This window comes from Micromonospora sp. SD19 (assembly GCF_054462275.1).
The window spans coordinates 922113-945860 of the sequence record NZ_JBTLMN010000002.1; the positions used below are offsets into that span (position 1 = coordinate 922113).

At 72.7% G+C, this 23748-nt stretch carries 26 protein-coding genes; 8 read left to right on the top strand and 18 right to left on the bottom strand.

Annotation, left to right across the window (positions count from 1 at the left end):
- The first annotated feature begins 134 nt into the window (after positions 1–134).
- Positions 135–914 carry a DUF72 domain-containing protein gene (locus tag ACX27O_RS11430; RefSeq protein WP_458939383.1) on the top strand — a complete coding sequence of 260 codons (780 nt, stop codon included), beginning with the start codon at positions 135–137 and terminating at the stop codon, positions 912–914.
- A 42-nt stretch (positions 915–956) separates the two neighbouring features.
- Here ACX27O_RS11430 and ACX27O_RS11435 read toward each other — a convergent pair whose 3' ends face one another.
- The 10 genes from ACX27O_RS11435 to ACX27O_RS11480 form a co-directional block, all read right to left on the bottom strand.
- A complete protein-coding gene (locus ACX27O_RS11435; protein ID WP_030332735.1) occupies positions 957–1385 on the bottom strand; it encodes a DUF2267 domain-containing protein in 429 nt (142 codons plus the stop codon).
- Positions 1378–1563, bottom strand: a complete 186-nt coding sequence (locus tag ACX27O_RS11440; RefSeq protein ID WP_030332733.1) for a hypothetical protein — start codon at positions 1561–1563, stop codon at positions 1378–1380. Before ACX27O_RS11440 ends, ACX27O_RS11435 begins: the two co-directional genes overlap by 8 nt.
- Positions 1564–1673: 110 nt before the next feature.
- Positions 1674–2546, bottom strand: coding sequence for a DUF72 domain-containing protein (locus ACX27O_RS11445; protein WP_210859558.1), 873 nt, complete (start codon positions 2544–2546; stop codon positions 1674–1676).
- A 48-nt stretch (positions 2547–2594) separates the two neighbouring features.
- On the bottom strand, positions 2595–2993 hold the full coding sequence (locus ACX27O_RS11450) for a TraR/DksA family transcriptional regulator (RefSeq protein ID WP_030332729.1): 399 nt from the start codon (positions 2991–2993) through the stop codon (positions 2595–2597).
- Between the two features lie 163 nt (positions 2994–3156).
- Positions 3157–3819 carry a nucleoside/nucleotide kinase family protein gene (locus ACX27O_RS11455; protein WP_030332727.1) on the bottom strand — a complete coding sequence of 221 codons (663 nt, stop codon included), beginning with the start codon at positions 3817–3819 and terminating at the stop codon, positions 3157–3159.
- Positions 3820–3860: 41 nt separating this feature from the next.
- Positions 3861–4466 (bottom strand): winged helix-turn-helix domain-containing protein, encoded by a 606-nt coding sequence (locus tag ACX27O_RS11460; protein ID WP_030332725.1) that lies wholly within the window; start codon positions 4464–4466, stop codon positions 3861–3863.
- 247 nt (positions 4467–4713) lie between these two features.
- Positions 4714–5262, bottom strand: coding sequence for a winged helix-turn-helix domain-containing protein (locus ACX27O_RS11465; RefSeq protein ID WP_387220996.1), 549 nt, complete (start codon positions 5260–5262; stop codon positions 4714–4716).
- 49 nt (positions 5263–5311) lie between these two features.
- Positions 5312–5800 carry a rhodanese-like domain-containing protein gene (locus ACX27O_RS11470; RefSeq protein ID WP_387220993.1) on the bottom strand — a complete coding sequence of 163 codons (489 nt, stop codon included), beginning with the start codon at positions 5798–5800 and terminating at the stop codon, positions 5312–5314.
- 41 nt (positions 5801–5841) lie between these two features.
- Positions 5842–6297, bottom strand: coding sequence for a cysteine dioxygenase (locus ACX27O_RS11475; RefSeq protein WP_210863130.1), 456 nt, complete (start codon positions 6295–6297; stop codon positions 5842–5844).
- A 112-nt stretch (positions 6298–6409) separates the two neighbouring features.
- Positions 6410–6787: a signal peptidase I gene (locus ACX27O_RS11480; RefSeq protein WP_030332718.1), complete on the bottom strand. Its 378-nt coding sequence runs from the start codon at positions 6785–6787 to the stop codon at positions 6410–6412.
- Positions 6788–6896: 109 nt separating this feature from the next.
- On the opposite strand from ACX27O_RS11480, the gene ACX27O_RS11485 reads away from it, so the two are divergent.
- Together ACX27O_RS11485 and ACX27O_RS11490 are read left to right on the top strand one after the other, a co-directional pair.
- Complete coding sequence (locus ACX27O_RS11485; RefSeq protein WP_400446865.1) at positions 6897–7244, top strand: ankyrin repeat domain-containing protein; 348 nt, start codon at positions 6897–6899, stop codon at positions 7242–7244.
- Positions 7245–7275: 31 nt separating this feature from the next.
- Positions 7276–8226, top strand: coding sequence for a DUF3500 domain-containing protein (locus ACX27O_RS11490; protein WP_458939384.1), 951 nt, complete (start codon positions 7276–7278; stop codon positions 8224–8226).
- A gap of 131 nt (positions 8227–8357) precedes the next feature.
- On the opposite strand, the gene ACX27O_RS11495 is transcribed toward ACX27O_RS11490, so the two are convergent.
- The 8 genes from ACX27O_RS11495 to ACX27O_RS11530 all read right to left on the bottom strand — a co-directional run bounded on the left by ACX27O_RS11495 (position 8358) and on the right by ACX27O_RS11530 (position 17860).
- Positions 8358–9116, bottom strand: a complete 759-nt coding sequence (locus tag ACX27O_RS11495) for a class I SAM-dependent methyltransferase (RefSeq protein ID WP_458939385.1) — start codon at positions 9114–9116, stop codon at positions 8358–8360.
- Positions 9117–9185: 69 nt separating this feature from the next.
- A complete protein-coding gene (locus ACX27O_RS11500) occupies positions 9186–9380 on the bottom strand; it encodes a helix-hairpin-helix domain-containing protein (protein WP_030332711.1) in 195 nt (64 codons plus the stop codon).
- Positions 9381–9612: 232 nt separating this feature from the next.
- A complete protein-coding gene (locus tag ACX27O_RS11505) occupies positions 9613–10098 on the bottom strand; it encodes a DUF2231 domain-containing protein (RefSeq protein WP_030332709.1) in 486 nt (161 codons plus the stop codon).
- Positions 10099–10619: 521 nt separating this feature from the next.
- Positions 10620–11360 (bottom strand): GAF and ANTAR domain-containing protein, encoded by a 741-nt coding sequence (locus ACX27O_RS11510; protein ID WP_358128832.1) that lies wholly within the window; start codon positions 11358–11360, stop codon positions 10620–10622.
- Positions 11361–11540: 180 nt separating this feature from the next.
- A complete protein-coding gene (secA2, locus tag ACX27O_RS11515; RefSeq protein WP_030332707.1) occupies positions 11541–13832 on the bottom strand; it encodes an accessory Sec system translocase SecA2 in 2292 nt (763 codons plus the stop codon).
- Positions 13833–13907: 75 nt separating this feature from the next.
- Positions 13908–15713 carry an ABC transporter ATP-binding protein gene (locus ACX27O_RS11520; RefSeq protein WP_387220977.1) on the bottom strand — a complete coding sequence of 602 codons (1806 nt, stop codon included), beginning with the start codon at positions 15711–15713 and terminating at the stop codon, positions 13908–13910.
- Positions 15714–15768: 55 nt separating this feature from the next.
- Positions 15769–16857, bottom strand: a complete 1089-nt coding sequence (locus tag ACX27O_RS11525; RefSeq protein WP_030332703.1) for a zinc-dependent alcohol dehydrogenase — start codon at positions 16855–16857, stop codon at positions 15769–15771.
- Positions 16850–17860, bottom strand: a complete 1011-nt coding sequence (locus ACX27O_RS11530; protein WP_458939386.1) for a Gfo/Idh/MocA family protein — start codon at positions 17858–17860, stop codon at positions 16850–16852. The genes ACX27O_RS11525 and ACX27O_RS11530 overlap by 8 nt, the downstream gene beginning before the upstream one ends.
- Positions 17861–18087: 227 nt before the next feature.
- On the opposite strand from ACX27O_RS11530, the gene ACX27O_RS11535 reads away from it, so the two are divergent.
- From ACX27O_RS11535 to ctaD, 5 genes are all read left to right on the top strand, one after another.
- Positions 18088–19071: a glucosyl-3-phosphoglycerate synthase gene (locus tag ACX27O_RS11535; RefSeq protein ID WP_307857937.1), complete on the top strand. Its 984-nt coding sequence runs from the start codon at positions 18088–18090 to the stop codon at positions 19069–19071.
- Between the two features lie 23 nt (positions 19072–19094).
- Positions 19095–20246 (top strand): glycosyltransferase, encoded by a 1152-nt coding sequence (locus ACX27O_RS11540; RefSeq protein WP_458939475.1) that lies wholly within the window; start codon positions 19095–19097, stop codon positions 20244–20246.
- Between the two features lie 40 nt (positions 20247–20286).
- A complete protein-coding gene (locus tag ACX27O_RS11545; protein ID WP_458939387.1) occupies positions 20287–20745 on the top strand; it encodes a DUF4383 domain-containing protein in 459 nt (152 codons plus the stop codon).
- A 110-nt stretch (positions 20746–20855) separates the two neighbouring features.
- Positions 20856–21584: an ATP-binding protein gene (locus ACX27O_RS11550; RefSeq protein WP_210866909.1), complete on the top strand. Its 729-nt coding sequence runs from the start codon at positions 20856–20858 to the stop codon at positions 21582–21584.
- A 125-nt stretch (positions 21585–21709) separates the two neighbouring features.
- A complete protein-coding gene (gene ctaD, locus ACX27O_RS11555) occupies positions 21710–23701 on the top strand; it encodes an aa3-type cytochrome oxidase subunit I (RefSeq protein WP_030332691.1) in 1992 nt (663 codons plus the stop codon).
- Positions 23702–23748: the final 47 nt, after the last annotated feature.

A 23748-nucleotide genomic window follows, 5' to 3' on the forward strand; every position in this document is an offset into this window, starting at 1 on the left:
CCCGCCGTGCGCCGGGGTCCGTCGTGCTGCGGGTGGTACCCCACGCGCGATCTTCTCTAACCCTCACCGTAGACGCCGAACCGGAGCGACACGGGCGGTTCGCGAGCGGCGGCGCAGAGTGCCAGGATGGGCTGGTGATCGTGGTGGGCACGTCCGGCTGGCAGTACCGGGACTGGCGCGGCCGTTTCTACCCGCGGGGTCTGCCCCAGCGGCTCTGGCTGGAGCACTTCGCGGCCGGGTTCGCCACTGTCGAGGTCAACAACGCCTTCTACCGGCTGCCCGAGCGGGACACCTTCGCCGCCTGGCGGGCGCGGACCCCGGCGGACTTCTGCGTGGCGGTGAAGATGAGCCGCTACCTCACCCACATCAAGCGACTGCGCGACCCGGCGGAACCGGTGGCCCGGTTCCTCGACCGGGCCACCGCGCTCGGTGACCGGCTCGGCCCGGTGCTGCTGCAGCTCCCACCGAACCTGCGGGCGGACGTCGAGGCGCTGGACGCGACGCTGCGACTGTTCCCGGCGCAGGTGCGGGTCGCTGTCGAGCCCCGGCACCCCTCCTGGTGGACCGACGCCACCCGGGCGGTGCTGGAACGGCGTCGGGCCGCGCTGGTGTGGGCGGACCGGCTCGGACGGCCGGTCGCCCCCCGCTGGCGCACCACCGACTTCGGCTACCTGCGGCTGCACGAGGGGCGGGCGCGGCCCTGGCCCCGCTATGGTCGCGCCGCGCTACGGTCCTGGGTGCGCCGGCTGACCGACGACTTCGGCCCGGACGAGCCGGCGTACGTCTATTTCAACAACGATCCGGGCGGCGCGGCGGTCGTGGACGCTGTCGCGTTCGCCGCGCTGGCCCGCCGGGCCGGGCACCCGGTGTCGCGGGTGCCCACCGCTGCCGAGGCAGCCGGCACCGACGACTGAGCCCGCCCGACGACGGTCGGGCGGGCCCACGCTGTCAGGCCGTCACGGCATCATCACCGCGAGATCCCTGGGCATGGTGTCCTTCACGTCCTGCCACTCACCCTGGGTGACGTGGCGGCGCAGCGTGTCCAGCACCACCTGCGTCACCCGCTCCGGGCCACCCTCCGCGTCGTACGGGAAGCCCTGCCGCACCTCGTAGAGGAAGTCGTCGCGGTTGAGCTTGATCGGCACGTCCGACGGCACCCAGCCGTCGAAGTAGATGCCCCGGACCAGCACCGGCAACTGCTGGGCGAACTCCACGCTCTCGTTCACCGGCAGCCGGTCGCGCAGCAGGTGCAGCACCGTGCGCAGGGCCGCGTACGACTGGTTGCGTCGCTCCTTCGGCCAACCGTAGGCGTCCTCGATGTCCTTGAGAATGATGTTCGTCTTGTCCAGCGAGGACTCGAACGCCGAGATCATCGAGTCAGCCATTGGTCGACCCCCGTTCCGTGGTGTCCCACCGTCGGTCATCGGCGCGGCGCGGCGGCCCCGCCGGCCCACGGCGGGCCCGCACCGGGCTGCCCTGCGGTGCTCGCCGGGCGTTGTCGGCCGAGCCGACCACGTGCAGGACGGCACCACGCCGTCGATCCGTCACCAGTCGAACCGTCATCCCCGTCACCTCCGTGTCGTCTCCGGCGTCGACCGTCCGCGGACGGCCGTACCCACGCGTCCACCCTCGCCGCGCGGCGGGTGATGCGGCACCACCCGAATCGGGTGAGGTCAGTCCACGTCGAGGAGACCGGCGAGGGTCTTCGCGTTGGTCTGCGCATAGTCGCGGTAGCAATTGTTCATGAGAACGTGGGTCTGCCCGGCCTCGTCGGCCAGCTCGCGCAGCTTCGGCGCCCAGTCGGCCAACTCCCGCTTGGAGTAGTGGTAGCCGAACTTCTCGTGGATGTCCTTGCTGGTCCACTTGTCGCTGTGGCCGTGGAAACGCATCACCGCGAGGTCCGCGGTGGCGGCCAGCACCGGCGGCAGCGACGAACGATGGCCCTGCGGCATGTCCACGCACACGTACGGCAGGTGGTGCTCGCGCAGGAAGGCCAGGGTCTCGTCGGCGTTGTCACCGTCGAACCAGGAGGCGTGCCGGAACTCGTACACCGGGCGCAGGGGCGCGCAGCGCTTCGCCACCTCCAGCAGGTACTGCTTGTTGGCCCGCTTGATGGTGAACCAGGGCGGGAACTGGAACAGCAGCGCACCCAGTTTGCCGGCCTCTACCAGCGGGTCCAACGCGGACAGGAAGCGCGTCCACACCTCCTCGTACGACTGCGCGGGCAGGTCGTCGGGGTAGACGTTCTTCTTGTCGGTCTCGGGGCGCAGGTCCTTGTAGAGCGCGCTGACCCGGGTGGGGTGCCCGGTGAGCAGGCTGAACGCCTTGACGTTGAAGGTGAAGCCGGGCGGGGTGCGCTCGGCCCACAGCCGCGCGGTCGCCTCGGCCGGCGGGGAGTAGTAGGTGGCGTCCACTTCGACGAGTGGGAACTGCCGGGCGTAGTACGCCAACCGCTTCTCCGGGGTGTCTGCGGTCTGCGGGTACCACCCCGAGTCCAGCAGTGTGCGGTCGGTCCAGGACGCGGTGCCCACCAGGATGTCACCCATTGGTGCAGTCCATCGCGTCGCGGACCGACCGGCAACCGCTGGCGTGGCTCAGGCCGCCCGCCGCTCGCGCGTCTGCTTGCACGTCACGCAGGTGGTGGCGGACGGGAAGATCTCCAACCGCTCCACCGGGATCGCCGCCGAACAGCCCTCGCACCAGCCGTAGGTGCCCTCCTCGAGCCGGCCGAGGGCGTGCTCGTACTGGGCGCGGCGGTCGAGGATGGTGCGCAACAGGGACTGGGCGGTGTCCCGCTCGGCCGTCTTGGTGCCGCTGTCGGCCTGGTCGTCGCCGGCGGTGTCGCCGACCTCCACCAGCCGCAGCACCTGGCTCTGGAGCACCGCCTGGTCGTACTCGCCGGTCAGCTCGTCGTAGCGCGCCTGGAGCGACTGCCGGATCTGGTCGATCTCCGTCTGGGACCGGGTCGTACCGACCGTGTCGTGGACGAGCATCGCTGCCTGCCTTTCTGGGCCTCTGCCTCAAGCTGAACCGGATGCCGGCGGCACGGGGCCTCGGTCACGGTCGCGTTCGGTGCGCGGGCGATCACCCGCGCTCTGTGAGCCGGGCGAGTACCCGCCCGATCAGCCGCGCAAACCGACAGATTCTCGGTTGTTGTCAGCCGTCCTGGTCGGGCTCCACGAGCGCCGGTCGGCGGGGGTCGTCGGCGCGTACCACCACGTCGGCGAAGCTCGCCGGGACGACCTCCTCGGCGTACCTGTCGAAGGCCGGCAGCGCCCACTCCTGGGCTGCTTCGGTACGCCGGCGCAGTGCCGCCGGGGACAGCTCCAGGTGGACGGTCACGTCGAAGGGCAGGCCGCCGCCGAGCAGCAGGGGGCCGCTGACCAGGACGACGCCGCCGGGCGCCAGGTCGACGTAGCGGGCGCGGCTGGCCCGGTCGGCGTCGGCGTCCCAGAGCGACGGGAGCAGTCGGCCGCTGCCGCCCGGACCGGCCGGGTCCAGCACTTCGCGGCGCAGCCCGGCCTCGTCGACCCAGGCCTCGTAGAAGGAGTCCGGGTTGGTGCGGCCCAACTCGAAGCGCAGCGACGCCGGGCGCAGGAAGTCGGTGGCGCGGACGTGCAGCACCGGGTGGCCCTGGGCGCGCAGCGGGTCGACGAGCGCCGCGGCCAGTTCGTCGGCGCCGGCGGCGGGAGCGCCGTCCACTGCCACCCGTAGCCGCGCGGGCCCGGCGGCGGCGCTCGCGACGCGGGTGGCCGCGTCGGCCAGCCGACCGGTCAGCTCGGTGACGAGCAGGTCGGGCGAGATGGGGCGGATGCGCACCGGACCATCCTGCCCCGCGCCGGGCGGCTCGGCGACGTCGGTCAGCCGGTGCGGTCGATGGTGACCCGGGCGTCGTCGGCCAGGCGGTAGCCGACGCCGTAGACGGTGGTGACCAGCGGAACGTCCACGCCGACCTTGCCGCGCAGCCGACGCACGTGCACGTCGACGGTACGCACGCCGGCGTGCTCGTAGCCCCAGACGGCGTTGAGTAGTTGCAGCCGGGTGAACACCCGACGCGGGTGCGCGACCAGGTGCAGCAGCAGGTCGAACTCCAGCCGGGTCAACGGCAGCGGCTCGTCGTCGCGCAGCACCGAGCGCGACGACGCGAGGATGTGCAGGGCGGGAATGGTCGGGCTCATCGGGCGGGCCGCCGACCGGGCGGCGGGCGCCTGGTCGGGGCGGCGTTCGGCCGGGACCGAACCGATGATCACGCCTTCGCCCCGTTCCAGCATCTCCCGAGCGGCCTCGAGCAGCCGCCGTGCCGCCGGGGTCAGCGACTCCTCACAGGCCAGCGGGATGGACAGCGTCACGGTGAGCACGGGCGCGGCGGTGTTCGCCGGGCGACGCTGCCCGCCGGGAGGTCGACCGGGCACCGCGGGCTGGGACGTATGCCATCCGGCGCGCGACGAGGCGGGGCTGACCGACATGGTCCTCCTTGGGCTGGTCCGGGTATCTCCCCACGGCCCGGGACGCCGCTTCATCGATGCTTCCCGGCGCCTGGGCGAGGGTCAAGAGGCGGCTGCGTTGCATGAATGTGACAATTGACGAACACATCGGAGCCAGATGCTCGCTCTGCGTACGAGGCCTGATGATTACAGCAGAGTCGCCGAGATGCCCCGATACGGGGGTCCCCGACCGGTTCACCAGGCCGGTCACGTGCCGCCGGACCAGCGCTCAGCCGCTGTGGTCCACGCTGATCGCCGCCGCGTCGGCCAGCCGGTAACCGACCCCGTAGACCGTGGTGATCACCTCCGAGCCGGCCAGCTTGGCGCGCAGCCGACGGACGTGCACGTCCACAGTCCGGGCCACCGCGTGCTCGTAGCCCCAGACGCTGGAGAGCAGTTGCAGGCGCGTGAAGACCCGGCGCGGCCGCTCGGCCAGGAACAGCAGCAGCTCGTACTCGATGCGCGTCAGCGCGATGACGTGGTCGCCCCGGCGGACCGTCCGCGACCCGGCCAGGATGCGGACATGGTCCTCGTCGGCGGACGGCTCGGCGGCGTCGGGAGGCGGGACCGGGTGCGGCCCCAGCGTGGCGTCCCGCACGGCACGCAGTTGACCCTCCCCCGACTCGGCCAGCTCACCGAGCAGCTGCACCAGCCGGGCCAGCCGCGGGCTCAGCGGCCCCGGGGCGAGGTCGAGGGTGATGGTCAGGGTCGGGCCGGTGCGCGGGCGGGCCGGGCGTACCCCAGGGTGGCGGCGGGTGGGGATGGCGACGACGGACATGGTGCCTCCTGAGTGGCGGTGGGCCGCCACGCCGGGTGTGGCGTGACGGTCAGCGGCGCGTCCGGCCGGCGTTGACCGGGGACGCGTGGGGTGCGCGGTGGTGCAGGGGGGTCGGGCCGAGGGCGGGCAGGCCGGCGATCCGCCAGGCCGCGAACCCACCGACCACGTCGGTGGCCCGGTGCAGGCCGACGTCCTGCAACGCGGCAGCGGCCAGCGACGAGGTGTAACCCTCCTGGCAGAGGATCACCACCGGTACGTCGTAGTCGACGGCCTGCGGCAGCCGGGCTGGGCAGCGCGGGTCGAAGCGCCACTCCAGCACGTTGCGCTCGACGATGAGCGAGCCCGGCACCACGCCGTGCGCGGCCCGCTGGGCGGCCGGGCGGATGTCGACCAGCAGCGCACCGCTCCGGTACGCCAGGTGCGCCCGCTCCGGGTCCAGTCGGCGCAGCCGGGCCCGGGCGACGGCCAGGATCTCGTCGATGCCCCGGGAGCCCGGCGGCGGCACGGGGGCGGGACAGTGCTCGGCGGTCATCTGCATTCTCGGTTCCTTCCGGTGACAGGGGATCTCGGTGCGCCGACCTACCAGGACCGGCCGGCCTCGGCGATCTCGGCGACCCGCAGCCGACCGTCCCGCAGGTGGTAGCGGGTCATGCGCAGCAGTGCCGGTCGGTAGACGTGCACGCTGACCGCCGGGTCCGCGCCCCGGTTGGTCACCTGGTGCACGTGCCGGGGGCCGAAGCGCCGGCCGGCACCGGCGGGCAGCAGTCGGGGGCGGAGTCGGCCGGCGCTGACCGTCTCCTCGGTGAGCACGCCGGCGACCACCCGGAACGCTCCGGAGGAGCCGCCGTGGTCGTGCAGGTCGGTGCCCTGCCCAGGCAGCCAGCTCAGCGCCCACACCTCGTGCTCGTCGGTGACGGCGAGGCGGGCGTACCAGCGCTCGGCGGGGTCGAACCGCAGCGCCACCGGCCAGCCGGCCGGGTCGGCCCACCCGGCGGCAACGGTGAGCAGGTCGGGCTCCGGACGGTGGTGCGTCATGGCGGTTCCTCGCGGGTCGTTCGGCGGGGTGCCCTCGTACTCTAGACGGCAAAGCCTATAGGTTTAGTAGGTAATTCCGCCTGTTGGGACGCCGATCAGCCCCACGGGTCGATCAGCGCAGCACGGGCGGGTCCACCCGGTAGCCCGGCAACGACGGCCATCGCACTGTCAACACCACCGACGCGCTCTCGGCGAACCAGGAATGGTCCACCCCACGAGCCCACACCACGTAGTCGCCCGGCGCGGCCAGCCGTACCGTCCGGTCCGGCAGCTCCACCCGGAAACACCCCTCGACGAGGACGAGCAGCGTGGTGCGCAGCTCGCCGGTCGCCCACCGCGACCGCGCCTGCCCGGGCGGATGCACACCCCACTTCACCTCGACGTCGGTGCTGTGCCGGATCTCTCCCGGCGGCGCGAAATGCCCGAGCAGCCAACCGGCGTTGGTGGCGCCGTCGACACCCGCGTTGCCCACGTACACCGTCTCACCCATCGGATCCCTCCCCCAGCGCGCCGGCCGAGCAACCTATCAGCAGCGGTGCGACTAACCTGGGGCGGTGACCGAGGACCTCGACGCCGAGACGCTGGCGTTCGCGCACCGGATGTTCGACCTGGCCCGGGCCGGCTCCACCGACGAACTGGCGGCACAACTCGACGCCGGCCTGCCGGTCAACCTCACCAACGACAAGGGCGACACGCTGCTCATCCTCGCCGCGTACCACGCCCACCCGGACACGGTGGCCGCCCTGCTCAGCCGCGGCGCCGACCACACCCGGGCCAACGACCGGGGTCAGACCGCGCTGGCCGCGGCGGTCTTCCGCAGCAGCACCGAAGCGGTCCGCGCGCTGCTCGCCGCCGGCGCCGACCCGGCACACGGCAACCCGTCGGCCCTCGAAACCGCGCGCTTCTTCGACCTGCCGGAGATGACCGAGCTGCTGCGCGTCGGCTGACACCGGCCCGGCCTGGCGGTATACAGGGGCGGTGGAAGATCCCCTGCCGGAGCAGATGCGGGCCGCCGGCACCGCGCTGCTGACCGCGCTCGACCCCGCCGCCCGCGAGCGCGCCGCGCACTCGTTCGACGACGAGGCGGCCCGCCGCTGGCTGGAATACCGGCCCCGCCCCCGACCGGGCGTCTGCCTCGCCGACCTCGACGTCACCGCCCGCAAGGCCGCGCACCGGCTGCTGGCCACCGCGCTCAGCCCCTCGGCGTACGCGCAGGCCATGGCCATCATCTCCCTGGAGGAGGTGCTGGACCGGGCCGAGGGCTGGCAGCGCGGGCGGCACAGCGCCGACTACTGGGTGGCCGTGTTCGGCGACCCGGCGCGCGACGACCGCTGGGCGTGGCGACTCGAAGGCCACCACCTGTCGGTGAGCATGACAGTGGTGGACGGTCAGGTCTCCCCCGCGCCGATCTTCTTCGGCGCCAACCCGGCCGCCGTCCGCTACGCCGGCCGGACGGTCTCCCGCCCACTGGGCGTCGAGGAGGACCTGGCCCGCGCCCTGCTCGACGCGCTGGGCCCGGCCGAACGGGCCGCCGCCATCATCGCCGACGAGGCGCCGGCGGACATCATCAGCGCCACCCGTGGGCGGGTCGACGGGCCGCTGGAGCCGCTCGGCGTACCGGCGCGGCGGCTCGGACCGACCGGCCGCGCGCTGCTCGACCAGGTGGTCGCCCTCTACCTCGACCGGCTGCCGCCCGAGCTGGCCATCCGGGAGGCGACCCGACTGGACGCCGGCGCGCTGCACTTCGCCTGGGCCGGCCCGACCCAACCCGGGCGGCGGCACTACTACCGGGTGCAGGGCGACGACCTGCTGATCGAGTACGACAACACCACAGCGGACGGCAACCACGCGCACACGGTGCTGCGCCGCCCCGCCAGCGACTTCGGCGCCGACGTCCTGGCCACCCACCACCACACCCACCCCCACTGACCCCCGCGCCCCCACCCGCGCCCCACTCCCACTCCCACTCCCGCCGATCTTGCAGTTTCGGTGGTCGGTCTGTCCGGGTGGGCGGCTTTTGCGGCGACCGAAAGTGCAAGATCGGCGCATGTTCAGGGGGGTCAGGGGTGGGTGGCCTCGATGAGGAAACGGTGGGCGTGGGCGACGAAGGGGCCCTCGTCGACGATGCGGCGGTGCAGGTTGGCCAGGGGTGCGCGGTAGCGCTCGACAGTGAACCCGGGCACCGTCCAGATCACCTTGCGCAGGAACCAGACCACCGCGCCGATGTCGGCGAAGGTCGCCCGCAGGGTGGCCCGACGCAGGTCGACCACCCGCAGGCCAGCGGCTTCGGCAGCGGCGGCCGCCTGCTCGGGGTGGCGCTGCGCCGGCGGCGGCAACGGCCCGAGCATCGCCTCACTCAACTCCCGCATGGTGCCGGCCCCGATCTGCTGCGACAGGAACGTCCCGCCCGGCCGCAGCACCCGGGCCGTCTGCACCCAGTCGGTACGCACCGGATGCCGACTGACCACCAGGTCGAACGAGGCGTCGCGAAACGGCAGCGGCCCGTCCGGCGCGACCGCCACCACCGACGCACCGATCCGACGCAGGGTCCGTCGGGCGACCTCGACGTTCGGCGGCCACGCCTCGGTCGCCGTCAGCAGCCTCGGTCGACGCGGCACCTCGGCGAGCACCTCCCCGCCGCCGGTGTCCACGTCCAGTGCCGCATCGGCGTACGCCATCCGGTCGGCGACGAGCCGCGCGTACCCCCAGGGTGGACGTTCCTCGGTGGCCCGGCCGGCCAGCCAACCGAAGCCCCAACCATCGACGGGCGCCGCGGCGGCCTCCGCTATCAGGTCCTCGGCGTCACGCTCGACAGTCATGGCGGTCAGCCTCGCGGCCGGTCACCCGGGCGGCAACCCATTTGCCGCCGGCTGAGCGGCGGCGGTGCCTCAGCCGAGACCGAGCCTGTGCTCTTCGAGGGCGGACTGCAGGATGTCGAGCGCCTTCGGGCCCATGCCGTGCAGCCTGGCCAGATCCGCCCGGGGGACGCCCGCGAGCTGACGCAACGCGGTGTAGCCGGCGCCGTGCAGGGCCCGGGTGGCCGGCGCACCGATCTTCGGCAGCGTGTCCAGCGAGGAGGTCATCCGCGGATGGTAGACCGCAAACCGCCCGGATGCTCGACCCCGGTGCGGGCGACTCGACGCCGTGCGGGTGACCAGACGCAGTGGGGGTGACCAGACGCCGTGCGGATGACCAGACGTCGTGCGGGTGACCAGACGTCGTGCGGGTGACCAGACGTCGTGCGGGTGACTCGACGCCCGTGCGGGTGACCAGGGGCCCGGCTCACGCGCCCGGCGGTCCCGGCGGGCGGGTCGGTCAGGGGCGGGCGATCTCGCCGGTGGAGCCGGCGAGCGCGTCCAGGCCGCCAGCCTCGACACGGCCGCTGTCGAACTGACGCATCAGCCGGGCGCCCAGGTGCACGCCGACCCCGCCGACGGCCAACGCGACCAGCTCGGTGACCAGGATCGCGACCGACGCGCCGCGCTGCGGGGAATGTGACCGGACCAGGCAGGTGAGCAGGAACATGGCGGCCATGACCGCGTTCACCAGATTGAAGGCGACTGCGGTGCGGCGGGTACGGTCACCCGGAACGTCCCACAGGTCGACCATGCCGGCCACGGCGGTCAGCGCGGCAGCGACGAGCGCGGCGATGCCCGTCCAGTAGCCGACCTCGCCGAAGAACGCGGGCCCGCCGACGACGTCGGTGAGATCGAAGACGGTGGCACTGACGAACAGCCCGAGCGGGAACGTCACCAGCATCGGTTGGATCGGATGCCCCTGCACCCGCAGCCGGCTCTGCATCGGTCCTCCCCCGGGTCGGCGCAGCTCACCTGACCAGAGTGCTACCCGGGGTCGGTCGAGACGAAACGAAACGGTCCGACTCGTCGCTGACCGGACGAACGGACACCACCCGCCCTGATCCACTCGCGTTTCAGAAAACCGCGCCATCCGGGCGGCCGGGACACCCCGACATCAGGAGTGATCCACTCGGGTTTCAGAAAACCGGGCCGTCCCACCGACCCGGACACCCCGACTTCAAGAAACGCGAGTCGATCAAGCGGGGACCGCGCGGACGCGCGGACGCGGGGACGCGGGGACGCGGGGACGCGGGGACGCGGGACCGCGGGACCGCGGAGACGCGGAGACGCGGAGACGCGGAGACGCGGAGACGCGGAGACGCGGAGACGCGGAGACGCGGAGACGCGGGGACCGCCAGGACGCGGGGACCGCGCGGAACGCCAGGACCGCGCGGAACGCCAGGACCGCGCGGAACGCGGGGACGCCGGAATGCGGGGACCGCGCGGGACGCCGGGCCGGGGTGGTCAGGTGTCGCGTGAGCGGGAGACTGTCCGGACCAGCCGTTCGGCCACCTCGCGCAGCGGTATGTCCAGTGACGACGCGGCGGTCCGCAGCACGTCGAGGGCCTCGGCCGGCGGGCAACCGCGCTGCGTCATGATCACGCCGACGGCCTGGCCGACCACTCCGTCCTGCAGGAGCGAGGCGTCCCGAACACCTGCGAGGGTGAGCTGCCGGCTGCGGTCGCGGACGGCGGCGAGCAGCAGTCCGGCGTGTTCGGCGAGCAGCATCGCGGTCAGCTGGTGTTGCGGGGTCAACAGGTCCGGCGCGGCGGCGTACAGGTTGATCGCGCCGATCACCTGGTCGTCGATGTCGACCGGCGCGGAGATCACCCCGCGTACGCCGAGGTCGCGGGCGCGCGCCGTCCAGGCCGGCCAGCGGGGCTCACCGTCCAGGTCGGCGGCGAGGATCATCTCGCGGCGACGGATCGCGCTCATCGCCGGCGAGTCCGGACCGTGTCGCAGGTCGTCGAGCCCGGCCAGCCCTTCGTCGGAGGCGGCCACCCCGGCCGGCTCGCCGGCCCGCAGCGCGGTGAACCCGCACCAGCGCACCCCGGCGACGGCGTCCCGGGTGACCCGGACCAGGGCCAGCAGAGCCTCATCAAAGTCGGTCAGGGCGATCAGCCCGGCGGTCAGCTCCCGTAACAGCGCGGCCGCTTCCAGGACGCCGAGTGTCTGCACCACCGGTTCCCGCGTGTCGAGGTTCACCGGTGTGCAGCCTCCGTGCCGTTTCGCGCCTGCCCGGCACGCATCGTCACCTGTGTCATCGTCTGCTCTCTCCCGACTCGACCGACCAGCCCTACTACCCTCGGAAACCCGGGTCGAAACGGCGTAAATCGGGGCCCCTGTCGCGCCGGAAGGCGCGACGGGGCCCCGACGTCCGGTAACTCAGCGCGAGGTGCCGCTGAGCCGCCGCCCGATCGACGCGATCAGGCGGTCGAGCTCGGATCCGAACGGGTTGTCGTGCACCAGGTACGTCCACGTGGCGGTGGGCCGGACCAGGGTGCCGTCGTCGGGCTGCCAATCCTCATCGAATTCGGTCTCGTTGAAGGTGGCGATGGTGCGGGCCTCGATCTCCGGGATCAGGTCGTTGAACGCGGGCACCGCGGCCCGGTGGAACTCGTCCAGCGGGTCGAGCCGGCCCAGGGCGCGCAGGTGCACGCCCTCACGGACCTCCGACAGCTCGGCCAGGTGCTCGGCCCAGAGCCGGTCCAGGTGGTAGAGCGCGATCGACCGCGCGGCACGGGCGAGCAGGTCCTCGTCCATCTCGCCGGCCTTCTCGGGCTCCTTCTCCAGCAGCATCACCGCTGCCACGTCGCTGGTCAGCAATCGCTCCCGGCGCGCGGCGAGGGCCTTGCGCTGCTGCTCGATCACCACGCTGTAGCGCCAGGTGTTGCGGTGGATCTCGTGGTTGACGCCCTCGGCGACCCGCTGGGCGTGCTCCACCGCGTAGTCGACCTGGTCGTCGGTCACCAGGCCGTCGGCGTTCATCCGCGGCGAGGCCGGCACCGAGTCGGCGGCGTGCCGGACCACGAGGTCGTCCTCCAGGCTGACGAAGAAGACCGAGCCACCGGGGTCGCCCTGCCGGCCGGCCCGGCCGCGCAGCTGGTCGTCCACCCGGCGGCTGTCGTGCCGGCCGCTGCCGATCACGTAGAGCCCGCCCAGCTCGGCGACCCGCTCCCTGTCGCTCTGGTCGCTGCCGCCGAGCCGGATGTCGACGCCCCGGCCGGCCATCTGGGTGGAGACGGTGACCGCGCCGTACGCGCCGGCCTCGGCGATGATCGCCGCCTCCTCGTCGTCGTTCTTGGCGTTCAGCACGACGCAGGGCACGCCGGCAGCGTTCAGCCCGGCGGCCAGCCCTTCGGACTCCTTGACGTCCAGGGTGCCGACCAGCACCGGCCGTCCCTTGGCGTGCGCGCGCTGGATCTCGTCGACGAGCGCCTCGTCCTTCTCGGCCCGGGTGGCGTAGATGCGGTCCGGCTCGTCCTCGCGGATGCACGGGGTGTTCGGCGGGATCACCGCGACCTCGAGGTTGAAGAACTCCCGCAGCTGGTCGCCGACGTGCACGGCGGTGGCGGTCATCCCGCACACCTTCGGGTAGAGCGCGATGTACGCCTGCATGGCGATGGTGCCAAGCACCTCACCCTCGGCGGTGGCGTCCAGCCCCTCCTTGGCCTCGACAGCGGCCTGGAGGCCGTCCGGCCAGCGGCGGCGCTGGGCCACCCGGCCGCGCATCTCGTCGACCAGCTCGACGGTGCCGTCCCGGACGATGTAGTCCACGTCGCGGTGCAGCAGGGCGTGGGCGTGCAGCGCCACGTTGACAGCGGAGAGCTGCGCGACGTGCTCCTCGTCGTACAGGTCGATGCCGAGCTTGGCCTCGATGGCGGCCAGGCCGGCGGAGGTGAACGCCACGCTCCGCCCGTCCTCGGCGACCGTGTAGTGCTTGCCCTTGCGCAGGCCACGGACCAGTGCGGCGGCGGCGTGCACCGGGTCCTGCTCGCCCGGCACCGCGCCGGCCAGGACCATCGGCACCCGGGCCTCATCGATCATGATCGAGTCGGCCTCGTCGACGATGGCGGTGCTCAGCGCGGGCTGCACCCGGTCTTCCACGTCGGTGGCCAGCTGGTCGCGCAGGTAGTCGAAGCCCGCCTCGCTGACCGAGACGTAGGTGACGTCGCAGGCGTACGCGTCGCGCCGCTCCTGCGGGGTGGACGCCTCGTTGACCCAGCCGACGGTGAGGCCGAGCAGGGTGTAGACCGGCTCCATCCACTGGGCGTCGCGGCGGGCCAGGTAGTCGTTGATGGTGAGCACGTGCACCGGGCCGTTGCCGAGCCGGACGTGCCCGTACGCGGCGATCGTGGCGGTCAGTGTCTTGCCCTCACCGGTGGCCATTTCGGCGACCTTGCCGGAGAGCAGCGACATCGCGCCCAGCAGCTGCACGTCGTACGGCCGCTGGTCGAGGCCACGGCGGGCGGCCTCGCGGCCGACGGCGCAGATCTCCTCGTAGTCGGCGGCGGCACCCGCGGCCTGGGTCAGCTCGGCGTCGTCGAGCGCGGCGAGCTCAGCCTCGCGCGCCTCGATCGCCGGGAGCAGTTTCTCCAGCGGAGCAAGATCCACGGTCGAGCCGGGGCGCTGGAGGAACCGCCGGAACTTGCTCTTGAACCGTTGAGACACACCCATGAGCGGCAACGGTACGCGATTCGGGGCACCATGTGCGGCCCGGCCGCCCGGCAAGTCGGCGGCACCGGGGCGGAGTCAGCCGACCAGCAGCTGGTGGCTGGCGAGCTCCCGGTACAGCGGGTCGGTGGCGGTCAGTTCGGCGTGGGTGCCGACGGCCACCACCCGGCCACCGTCGAGGACGACGATCTGGTCGGCGTCGACCACCGTGGCGAGCCGGTGCGCCACGATCAACAGCGTCCGGCGGACGGCCACCGCGTCGATGGCGCGGCGCAGCGCGACCTCGTTGCGGGAGTCGAGGTTGCTGGTCGGCTCGTCCAGCAGCAGCACCGGCGGGCCGGCGAGCAGCGCGCGGGCGATGGCCAGTCGCTGCCGTTCACCCCCGGAGAGCAGGACGCCGCCCTCCCCCACCTGCACGCCGAGGCCCTGCGGGGTGCGCTGCGCCAGGTGTCCCAGGTTGACAGCGTCGAGGACCTCGCGCAGCCGGTCGTCGGCGGCGTCCGGAGTGGTGATCAGCAGGTTCTCCCGCAGCGTGCCGGCCAGCACGGGGGCCTCCTGCTCGACGTAACCGAGCCGGGCCCGCAGCGCGTCGCGGGGCAGGTCCCGCACGTCGGTGCCGTCGAGTCGGATCGCGCCGGCGCTGACCTCGTAGAACCGCTCGACCAGGGCCAGCAGTGTGGACTTCCCGGCGCCGGAGGGGCCGACCAGGGCGGTCCGGGTGCCGGCGGGCACCGCGAAGGTGACCTCGTGCAGCACCGTCTCGCCACCCGGGTAGCCGAAGCCCACCCGGTCGAACTCGATCATCGGGGTCGGGCGGCGCGGGGTCGCCGTCGCGGTGGCGGGCGCCGGCCGGTCGTCCGCGCCCTCGGCGGGCACGGCGAGGATCTCCTCGATCCGCTGCAGGGCGCCCAGGCCGGACTGCAACTGGGTGTACGCCCGCAGCACCTGGCCCAGCGGCAGGGCCAGCAGGAACAGGTACATGACGAACGCGACCAGGTCACCGACGGAGATCGCCCCGGCGGCGACCCGCGCCCCTCCGATGCCGAGCACCAGCAGGAAGGCGCCCTGCACGGTGACCGAGCCGATCGGGCCGACCAGCGCCTGCACCCGGGCCACCCGCAGCCCCGCCGTGTACGCCTCCCGGGCGCTGCCGGTGACGGTCTGCGTCTCCCGGGTCTCGGCGCGGCTGGCCCGGATGGTCCGCGCCGCCGAGATGGCCCGTTCCACCGCCGAGGTCATCTCACCGATCCGCTCCTGGGCGGTCCGGGCCAGCGCCCGGACCCGACGGGCGAAGGTGGCGGCGAAGGCCAGCCCCAGCGCCACCCCGAGCAGGGTGACGCCGAACAGCAGCGGGTCGAGCAGCACCATGGCCGTGCCGGCGCCGACCACCGTCACCGCCCCGGTGACCGTCTCGAACAGCCCGGAGGTGACGACCGCGCGCAGCAGTGTGGTGTCCGAACCGACCCGGGAGAGCAGGTCGCCGGTGCGCCGGCGGTCGTACTCGGCGATGGGCAGCCGCAGCAGGTGACCAGCCAGCCGGCGCCGGGTGCCCAGCACCAGCCCTTCGGCGGTGCGTTGCAGCAGGTAGTCGCGCAGCCCGCCGATCGCCGCGCCGAGCACCACGAGGGCCACCAGCACCGCCACCAGCTCGGACACCCCCTGCTCGGCGCCGATCCGGTCGAGCACGGACCGGGTGAGCAGCGGCTGCGCCAACGACGCCGCCGAGCCGACCAGCGACAGGACGCCCACCACGACCAGGGTGCCGCGGTGCTCCCGCAGGTACGGCAGCAGCGCGCCCAGGCCAACCGGCCGGTCCGCGGCGGCCCCGCCGCCCGGCCGGTCTGTCGCGGTGCCGCCGGCCGGCCGGTGCGTCGAGGTGCTCATGCCGGGAACGGTAGTCCGCCGTGTCACCAGGGCGGGCGCGCTCCGGCCCGGCGGGTCAGGTGGCGAGCACCACCTGGAGTTCCTGGCGGCGACGGTCGGCCAGGTCGGTGAGGAGGGCGGGGGCCTCGTCGAACGGCACCACCGCCGAGACGAGGTGCTTGCGGATCGTGTCGCCGTACGCCCGGAGCAGGTCGATGGTCTCGGCGGAGAGCCGTTCGCGGTCCCAGGTGGGTGCGAGCCCGCGCGGCACCCGGCCGATCTGGGCGCAGCGCAGCGACAACCCGTTGTGGTGGAACTCCTCACCGAGGCGGACCGCGTCCGCGCCGCCCTGGTAGAAGGCGAGGTCGATGACGGTGCCCTGGGGGCGCAGCAGGCGCAGGGCGAGGTGCAACGCCCACGCCTGCCCCCGGCACTGGAACACCACGTCGGCGCCCCGGTCGCCGGCGGTGTGCGCCCAGCGGGTCTTGAGCACGACCGCCGGGTCGTCCGCGTCCGGGTCGAGGGTTTCCAGGCCGAGCGCCTCGGCGACCTGCCGGCGGTGCGGGGTCGGGTCGAGCACCACCACCGACGCGGCCCCGTTGCGCCGGGCGAACAACGCCGTCAGCAACGCCACGACACCGGCGCCGATGACGGCGACCCGTCGGCCGCGTACCCCGTCGCCGAGCGCCCGGACGTCGGTGCCGTGCAGGTCGGCGGCGGCGTGCAGCAGCCCGTTGGCGCAGATCGGGCCCATGTGCGCGACGTACACGCCGAGCAGTGGGTCCAGGTCGTCGGGCAGCGCCACGAACCGTTCGGCGACCGGGTCGGCCAGCCACCCGGTGCGGTGCCCGTACGTCATGGCACCGACAGTGCCCACCGCGACGGCCGGCGTTTCGCTCTCCACCACCCGGCCGACCTGCATGTAGCCCAGTCGCGTCACCGGGTAGGGAGTGCTGGCCGGGCCCGGCTGGAACAGCCCCAGGTCGGCGTTCCAGGTGACGTTCAGGTAGGGGTTCGTGCCCTTGACGTAGCTCAGCTCGGTGCCGGCGGAGACACCGCTGAACAGCGTCTCGACCCGGAACGTGCCGGGACGCAGCGGCGCGGCGTCCTGGTCGACCAGATCGACCTGGCCGGGACCGGTGACCACCACGACCTTGTCACGCATCGACGGTCACCCCGCTGGCGAGCACCGCCGGCGCGGTCGCGGTGACGAGCCGCACGGTCGTGCCGGTACGGGCCGAGTCGGCCACCGCGAGGGCCAGACGTTGGGTCGCGAGGGCCTCGGCGTACGGGACGCGCACGTCGTCGCCGATGCCGCGGACGGCGTCGACGAAGGCGCGGTCCACCGCCACCCGGGCGGCTTCCGGGTCGGCGGGGAGGTGTCGTTCGCCGTCGGCGTCGCGGATCGACAGCCCGTCCTCGGTGATCGCGAGGGCCAACCCGTCGGCGAGGATCTCCAGGCCGGCGCGGTGCTTCCAGCCGAGGACGCAGGCGGCGCTGAGCGTGCCGACCGCACCGTCGGTGAAGCGCAGTGCGGCGGTGGTCACCGAGTCGATGTCGGCGCCGTCGACCGGCGGCGGTGTGCCGTTGCCGTACGCGGTGACCTCGGTGACCTCGCCGGCCAGCACGCGGATCAGGTCGAGCACGTGGGCGGCCTGCTCGACCACCGGGCCGCCGGAGCGGTCCCGCCGCGACCACCACGCCACCGGGGGCACCTTGTCCAGCCAGGTGCCGCTGACCATCCGCACCGGGCGGTCGGCGAGCAGGTCGCGGGCCTGGTCGAGCACGCTCAGGTAGCGCCAGTGGTGGCCGACGGCGGTGCGCAGTCCGCGCCGCGCGACCAGGTCGGCGATCCGCTCCGCGGTGTCCAGGTCGACAGCGACGGGCTTCTCCACGAACATCGGCACCCCGGCCTCGATGATCGCCTCCTCGACGGGGCCGTGCGCGAACGGAGGCACGCAGACGTACACGGCGTCCAGGCCGGTGGCCAGCAGTTCGCCGACGTCGGCGCGGGCCCGTCCGCCGTGCTGGGCGGCCAGCGCGGACGCGGCCTCCGGTGCGACGTCGGTGACGCCGACCAGTTCGACGTCGTCGAACCCGGCCAGCACCCGTGCGTGGCGCTGTGCCACGCCGCCGGCTCCGACCAGACCCACCCGGCATTTCCGCATCCCGACACCCCTTCGAAGACTTTTCAGCTGCGCTGGGAGCAGTCCCCTGGGCTGTGCGCAATCAAACGTTCATCCCCCGGGAACGCACTGACGTCCCCTCTGTGATCAAGCTGTTGCCAGGAAAGCGGTTAGCGCGTGATGCGGAATGGGAACAACCAAATTCGGTTTTTCCACGCACGAATGGAGGGGTGCCCGTGCGGGATACGACATCGAGCGTGTCACCGGTGGTGGAGGCGTGGGCCACGTACCGGACGACGTCGGCTGCGGACTGGCCGACCCGTCGGCTGATGCGCGCCAAGGGTGAGACCCGGGTCAGCGTGGTGCTGCCGGCGCGCAACGAGGAGGCCACCGTCGGCGCGATCGTGTCGACGATCCGCGAACACCTGATGGATCGGGTCGCGCTGGTCGACGAGCTGATCGTGGTGGATTCCCGATCGACGGACCGGACCGCTCAGGTGGCCCGCGCCGCCGGCGCGGAGGTGGTCAGCCAGGATGCGATGACCCGCGGGTTGCCCCGGCTCACCGGCAAGGGCGACGCGCTCTGGGCCGGGCTGGCCGCCGCCGAGGGCGACGTGGTGGCGTTCATCGACGCCGACCTGCGGGAGTTCCGGCCGCACTTCGTCAGTGGGCTGCTCGGCCCGCTGCTGACCGACCCGTCGGTCGACTTCGTGAAGGGCTTCTACCACCGGCCCCTGGTGGGCACCGCCAGCGTGGAACAGGACGGTGGGGGCCGGGTGACCGAGTTGATGGCCCGTCCGCTGCTCAACCTCTTCTGGCCGGAGCTGGCCGGTTTCGTGCAGCCGCTGGCCGGCGAGTACGCGGGTCGCCGCGACGTGCTGGCCCAGGTGCCGTTCGTCTCCGGATACGGGGTGGAGACGGCCATGATGATCGACCTGCTCGATCTGGTCGGCCTGGACGCGCTGGCGCAGGTCGATCTCGGTGAGCGCAAACACCGGCACCAGGACACCGCCGCCCTGGGTCGGATGTCCGCGCAGATCATGTTGACCGCCTGGTCGCGGTTGCAACGGCGTGGGTGGGCCACCCCCGGGTTGGCGCCGGAGGCGTTGCTGACCCAGTTCCGTCGTGGCGGTTCGGACACCCTGCCGAACCTGGACCGCGAGATCGTGGTCAGCGACGTTTCCATCGAGGAACGCCCGCCGTTGGCCGAACTGCGTCACCGGGTTCCCCGTCGCCGGGTGGCCGCCGCGTGAGCGCGCAGAGCCTCACCGTGCTGATGAACGCCGGTCCGTGGCTGTCGGTGCCACCGCCCGGCTACGGCGGCATCGAGAACGTGATCGCCACCCTGGTGCCGGAGCTGCGGCGACTGGGCGTACGGGTGGTGCTCGCCTCGGTGGGCACCAGCACGCTGCCGGTCGACGAGCAGGTCTCGGTCTTCGCCGACGGGCAGTTCGCCGCGTTGCAACGGCCGTACAACCAGGTCTGTGGAATCGCCCAGGCGCACCTGGCCGGGGTGGTCCGTGAGCTGCACTCCCGCGACGACATCGACCTGGTGCACGATCATGTCGAGGCGGTCGGGCTGGCCACCCTCGCCGCGATGGGGCCGGCGGGGCCGCCGACCCTGCACACCCTGCACTGGGACCTGGCCAAGCACCCGGCGCTCTACGGCAGCCTGGACGGCGGCGACCGGGTCCGGGTCAACGGCGTCTCCGCGTCGCAGCTGGCTCGCGCCCCGCTGGCGCTGCGGGAGCACTCGGTGGGGCACGTGCACCTGTCCACCCCGCTGGCGGTCGACGCCGACCGGCGACGCCGGCCGGAGAAGGGCGAGCACCTGCTCATCCTGGGTCGGATCAACCCGGGCAAGGGGCAGGACGTGGGTGCCCGGCTCGCGCACCGGGTCGGTCTTCCGCTGGTGCTGGCCGGCCCGGTCGGGCCGTACCATCGGCCGGCCGATCTGGCCGCGGCGGGCGACGAGGCCCGGCAGAACCCGGACGTGCGGTTCTTCCTCGACGAGGTGGCCCCGCACGTCGACGGTGACCTGGTCCGCTGGGTCGGCACCGTGGCCGGCCAGGAGCGCGACGACCTGCTGGCCAGCGCCCGCGCGTCGCTGTTCCCGCTGCGGTGGGAGGAGCCGGGCGGCACGGCGGTCGTCGAGTCGCTCGCCCTGGGGACACCGGTGGTGGCGACGGCCCGGGGTTGCCTGCCGGAGCTGATCGAGCACGGTCGCACCGGGCTGCTCACCACCGACGAGGAGGAGTTGGGCGATCTTCTGCTCGCCGCCGAGTTGCTCGACCCGGACGAGTGCCGGCGGGTGGCCGCGCAGCGCTTCACGCCCGCGGTAATGGCGCAGCGCTACGTCGAGCTGTACGAGCGGGTCCGGCAGTCGGCGCGCGCGGCCAGCCGGTTTGTCGGTAGCGGCAGCGGGTAGCCGGCAGCGCTCATGCCCGCCGTGCGACGAGGAGCCGGGAATGGTCGGACCGATGGCGCACTCCCGGGCCCGGGCCAACCCGGCGGACGGTAAACCGCCGGTCCGGCGCGCGGCGGCGACGGTGGCGGTGCTGTTCCTGCTGCTCGGCGTGCTCGGCTTCGTGCCGGGGATCACCAGCGGCATGGACGCGCTGCGCTTCGCCGGCCACGCTTCGGGCGCGTACCTGTTCGGTGTCTTCCAGGTGTCGGTGCTGCACAACCTGGTGCACCTGGCGTTCGGGGTGGCGGGTCTGCTGCTGGCGCGGACGGTCACCGGCGCGCGGGCGTTCCTGGTCGGCGGCGGCGCGGTGCTCCTGGTGCTGTGGCTCTACGGGCTGGTGGTGGACCAGGGCACCGGGGCGAACGTGCTACCGGTCAACGACGCCGACGGCTGGCTGCACCTGGGCCTCGGCGTGGTCATGATCGCATCGGGTGCGCTGACCGGCCGGTCGCGTCGCTGACCGGCCGGTCGCGGCGGGTGACCTGTCTCGCCTCCGCCGTCGGTCCGGTTTGACGGGGAACGGCGTCGGGTAGTTGGCAGATCCCGACCCAGCAGCGAATTGAGGCGCCGATGTCGAGCGGGATCACCTGCGAGGTGCGCACCACGGCACCGGTGGCGGTCGTCCGGCTCACCGGCCCGCTGCACCTCGGCACGATGCGTACGGTGCATCAGATGCTCAGCGACGCGCTCGTCGACCAGCCGGAGGCGCTGGTGGTCGACATGGCCGGGGTGACCGTCGAGGACCGGCTGGCGCTGTCGGTGTTCGCCGCGACCGCCCGGCGGGCCGAGGAGTGGCCGGCCGTGCCGGTGCTGCTCTGCGCCCCGTCGCCGGTGGCGGCGCGGTGGCTGGCCGAGTCGAGCACCTGCCGGGTGCTCCCGGTGTCCGCGGACTGCGCGGAGGCGACCCGGTTGGCCGACGCGTCGTCCGCGCCGCGGATGCGGGCCCGGCTGGAGCCGGTGGCCGAGGCCTGCCGGCGGGCCCGGGAGTTGGTCACCGACGCGTGCACGCGGTGGAACCTGCCCGACGCGTCCGGCCCGGCCGCGTTGGTGCTCAGCGAGCTGGTCGGCAACGTGGTCCGGCACGCCGGCACGCCCATGCAGGTGACGGTGACCCTGCGCCGACCGTACCTGCACCTGGCGGTGGTGGACGGCAGCAGCGCCCAGGCGCGGGCGGGCGGCACGGACCTGCGCGCCGAGGGCGGGCGCGGGCTGATGCTGGTCCGGGAGCTGGCCCAGCGGTGGGGCAGCGTGCCGGCCGGCCAGGGCAAGGCCGTCTGGGCGATGCTGCCGGCGACCTGACGGTTCGAGGCGCTTGCGCCCGGTACCAGCGTTCTGACCGAATTTACCGCTCTGGCCTGGTTACATGGTGCGAGGGTCGGGTAGGCACGCCCGTCCTTTCTGCCGTCACGACGGGGTGAGCAGCCATGCCCAAGCGGGTAACCACGGAACCCGGTCGCGATCGGGGCCCGGCGATCCTGGCACCGGCCCGGTTCGGGGGGTTCCCGGGAGCGGTACGGACACCGATCCCCGGCAACACCTTGATCAAGTTCCTGGCCACCACCGACCACAAGCAGATCGGCCTGTTGTACCTGCTGACCTCCTTCGGCTTCTACATACTGGCCGGCCTGGAGGCGATGATGATGCGGGCCGAGCTGGCCCGCCCGGGGATGCAGTTCCTCTCCCCCGAGCAGTACAACCAGCTCTTCACCTCACACGGCGCGGTGATGCTGCTGCTGTTCGCCACGCCCGCGGCCTTCGGGTTCGGCAACTACATCGTGCCGATCCAGATCGGCGCGCCGGACGTGTCGTTCCCCCGCCTCAACGCGCTGGCCTACTGGTTGTACCTGTTCGGCGGGCTGATGGTGATCGGCGGGCTGATCACACCGCAGGGCTCGGCCGACTTCGGCTGGACCGCCTACACCCCGCTGAGCAGCGTCGAGAACTCCCCCGGGGTGGGCGCGAACATGTGGGTGCTCGGCCTGGTCGTCTCCGGGCTCGGCACCATCCTCGGCGCGGTCAACCTGATCACCACGATCCTCACCCTGCGCGCGCCCGGCATGACCATGTTCCGGATGCCGCTGTTCACCTGGAACATGCTGTTCACCAGCCTGCTGGTGATCCTCGTCTTCCCGCTGCTGGCCGCCGCACTGCTGGCGCTCTCCGCCGACCGGTTGCTCAACGCGCACGTGTACGACGCGGCCACCGGCGGCCCGATGCTCTGGCAGCACCTGTTCTGGTTCTTCGGCCATCCCGAGGTCTACATCATCGCGTTGCCGTTCTTCGGCATCATCACCGAGATCATTCCGGTGTTCTCCCGCAAGCCGCTGTTCGGCTACACCGGGATCGTGCTGGCCACCGTCGCCATCACCGTGCTGTCGATGACGGTGTGGGCGCACCACATGTTCGCCACCGGTCAGGTGCTGCTGCCGTTCTTCAGCATCCTGAGCTACCTGATCGCGGTGCCGACCGGTGTGAAGTTCTTCAACTGGATCGGCACGATGTGGAAGGGGCAACTCACCTTCGAGACGCCGATGCTGTTCGCCATCGGCTTCCTGGTCACCTTCCTGCTCGGCGGGCTCACCGGCGTCCTGCTGGCCAGCCCGCCGGTGGACTGGCACACCCACGACAGCTACTTCGTGGTGGCGCACTTCCACTACGTGGTGTTCGGCACCGTGGTCTTCGCCCTCTTCGGCGGCTACTACTTCTGGTGGCCGAAGATGACCGGGCGGCTGCTCGACGAGCGGCTCGGCAAGGCGCATTTCTGGACCATGTTCATCGGCTTCCACGGCACCTTCCTGGTGCACCACTGGCTGGGCAACGAGGGTATGCCCCGCCGGTACGCCGACTACCTGCCCACCGACGGGTTCACCACCCTGAACACGATCTCCACCGTCTTCGCGTTCATCCTCGGCCTGTCCACCCTCTTCTTCATCTACAACGCCTGGAAGTCCTGGCGGTACGGGGCGATGGTGACGGTGGACGACCCGTGGGGCTTCGGCAACTCCCTGGAGTGGGCCACCAGCTGCCCGCCGCCGCTGCGCAACTTCGACCGGATGCCCCGGATCCGCTCCGAGCGCCCCGCCTTCGACCTGAAGTACGGTCCGCTCGTCGCCGATCTCGGCCGCGACCTGCCGCAACGCACCACGAAACCGCCGCAGCAGTTCAGCGACGAACTGCGGTTGGAACACCACGTCCCGGAGTCGCCGGCCGCCGAGGGCGCGCACGGCGCCCGCGAAGCGGCCGACTACCAGCCGGCGCCGCGCTCCGGCGCGCGGCCGGTGGACGTGCCGGAGCCCGAGGGCGTCCGCCGGCCGAGCTTCGAGCAGAGCGACCCGCCGCAGGACGCCGAGGACGCGCCGAAGCCGCACGAGCGCTGGCGGCACCCGCACAGCGACGGCAACCCCGAAGAGCACTGACCACTGGTACGCGAGCAGCGGGGCCGACACCCAGCCGGGTGTCGGCC

Bases quoted from the DNA above. Each gene is read 5' to 3' on its own strand.
- ACX27O_RS11435 (WP_030332735.1), bottom strand. From the start codon at position 1,385: ATGGCTGACTCGATGATCTCGGCGTTCGAGTCCTCGCTGGACAAGACG.
- ACX27O_RS11440 (WP_030332733.1), bottom strand. From the start codon at position 1,563: ATGACGGTTCGACTGGTGACGGATCGACGGCGTGGTGCCGTCCTGCAC.
- ACX27O_RS11445 (WP_210859558.1), bottom strand. From the start codon at position 2,546: ATGGGTGACATCCTGGTGGGCACCGCGTCCTGGACCGACCGCACACTG.
- ACX27O_RS11450 (WP_030332729.1), bottom strand. From the start codon at position 2,993: ATGCTCGTCCACGACACGGTCGGTACGACCCGGTCCCAGACGGAGATC.
- ACX27O_RS11460 (WP_030332725.1), bottom strand. From the start codon at position 4,466: ATGTCGGTCAGCCCCGCCTCGTCGCGCGCCGGATGGCATACGTCCCAG.
- ACX27O_RS11465 (WP_387220996.1), bottom strand. From the start codon at position 5,262: ATGTCCGTCGTCGCCATCCCCACCCGCCGCCACCCTGGGGTACGCCCG.
- ACX27O_RS11470 (WP_387220993.1), bottom strand. From the start codon at position 5,800: ATGCAGATGACCGCCGAGCACTGTCCCGCCCCCGTGCCGCCGCCGGGC.
- ACX27O_RS11475 (WP_210863130.1), bottom strand. From the start codon at position 6,297: ATGACGCACCACCGTCCGGAGCCCGACCTGCTCACCGTTGCCGCCGGG.
- ACX27O_RS11480 (WP_030332718.1), bottom strand. From the start codon at position 6,787: ATGGGTGAGACGGTGTACGTGGGCAACGCGGGTGTCGACGGCGCCACC.
- ACX27O_RS11485 (WP_400446865.1), top strand. From the start codon at position 6,897: ATGTTCGACCTGGCCCGGGCCGGCTCCACCGACGAACTGGCGGCACAA.
- ACX27O_RS11495 (WP_458939385.1), bottom strand. From the start codon at position 9,116: ATGACTGTCGAGCGTGACGCCGAGGACCTGATAGCGGAGGCCGCCGCG.
- ACX27O_RS11500 (WP_030332711.1), bottom strand. From the start codon at position 9,380: ATGACCTCCTCGCTGGACACGCTGCCGAAGATCGGTGCGCCGGCCACC.
- ACX27O_RS11505 (WP_030332709.1), bottom strand. From the start codon at position 10,098: ATGCAGAGCCGGCTGCGGGTGCAGGGGCATCCGATCCAACCGATGCTG.
- secA2 (WP_030332707.1), bottom strand. From the start codon at position 13,832: ATGGGTGTGTCTCAACGGTTCAAGAGCAAGTTCCGGCGGTTCCTCCAG.
- ACX27O_RS11520 (WP_387220977.1), bottom strand. From the start codon at position 15,713: ATGAGCACCTCGACGCACCGGCCGGCCGGCGGCACCGCGACAGACCGG.
- ACX27O_RS11525 (WP_030332703.1), bottom strand. From the start codon at position 16,857: ATGCGTGACAAGGTCGTGGTGGTCACCGGTCCCGGCCAGGTCGATCTG.
- ACX27O_RS11530 (WP_458939386.1), bottom strand. From the start codon at position 17,860: ATGCGGAAATGCCGGGTGGGTCTGGTCGGAGCCGGCGGCGTGGCACAG.
- ACX27O_RS11540 (WP_458939475.1), top strand. From the start codon at position 19,095: ATGAACGCCGGTCCGTGGCTGTCGGTGCCACCGCCCGGCTACGGCGGC.
- ACX27O_RS11545 (WP_458939387.1), top strand. From the start codon at position 20,287: ATGGTCGGACCGATGGCGCACTCCCGGGCCCGGGCCAACCCGGCGGAC.
- ACX27O_RS11550 (WP_210866909.1), top strand. From the start codon at position 20,856: ATGTCGAGCGGGATCACCTGCGAGGTGCGCACCACGGCACCGGTGGCG.
- ctaD (WP_030332691.1), top strand. From the start codon at position 21,710: ATGCCCAAGCGGGTAACCACGGAACCCGGTCGCGATCGGGGCCCGGCG.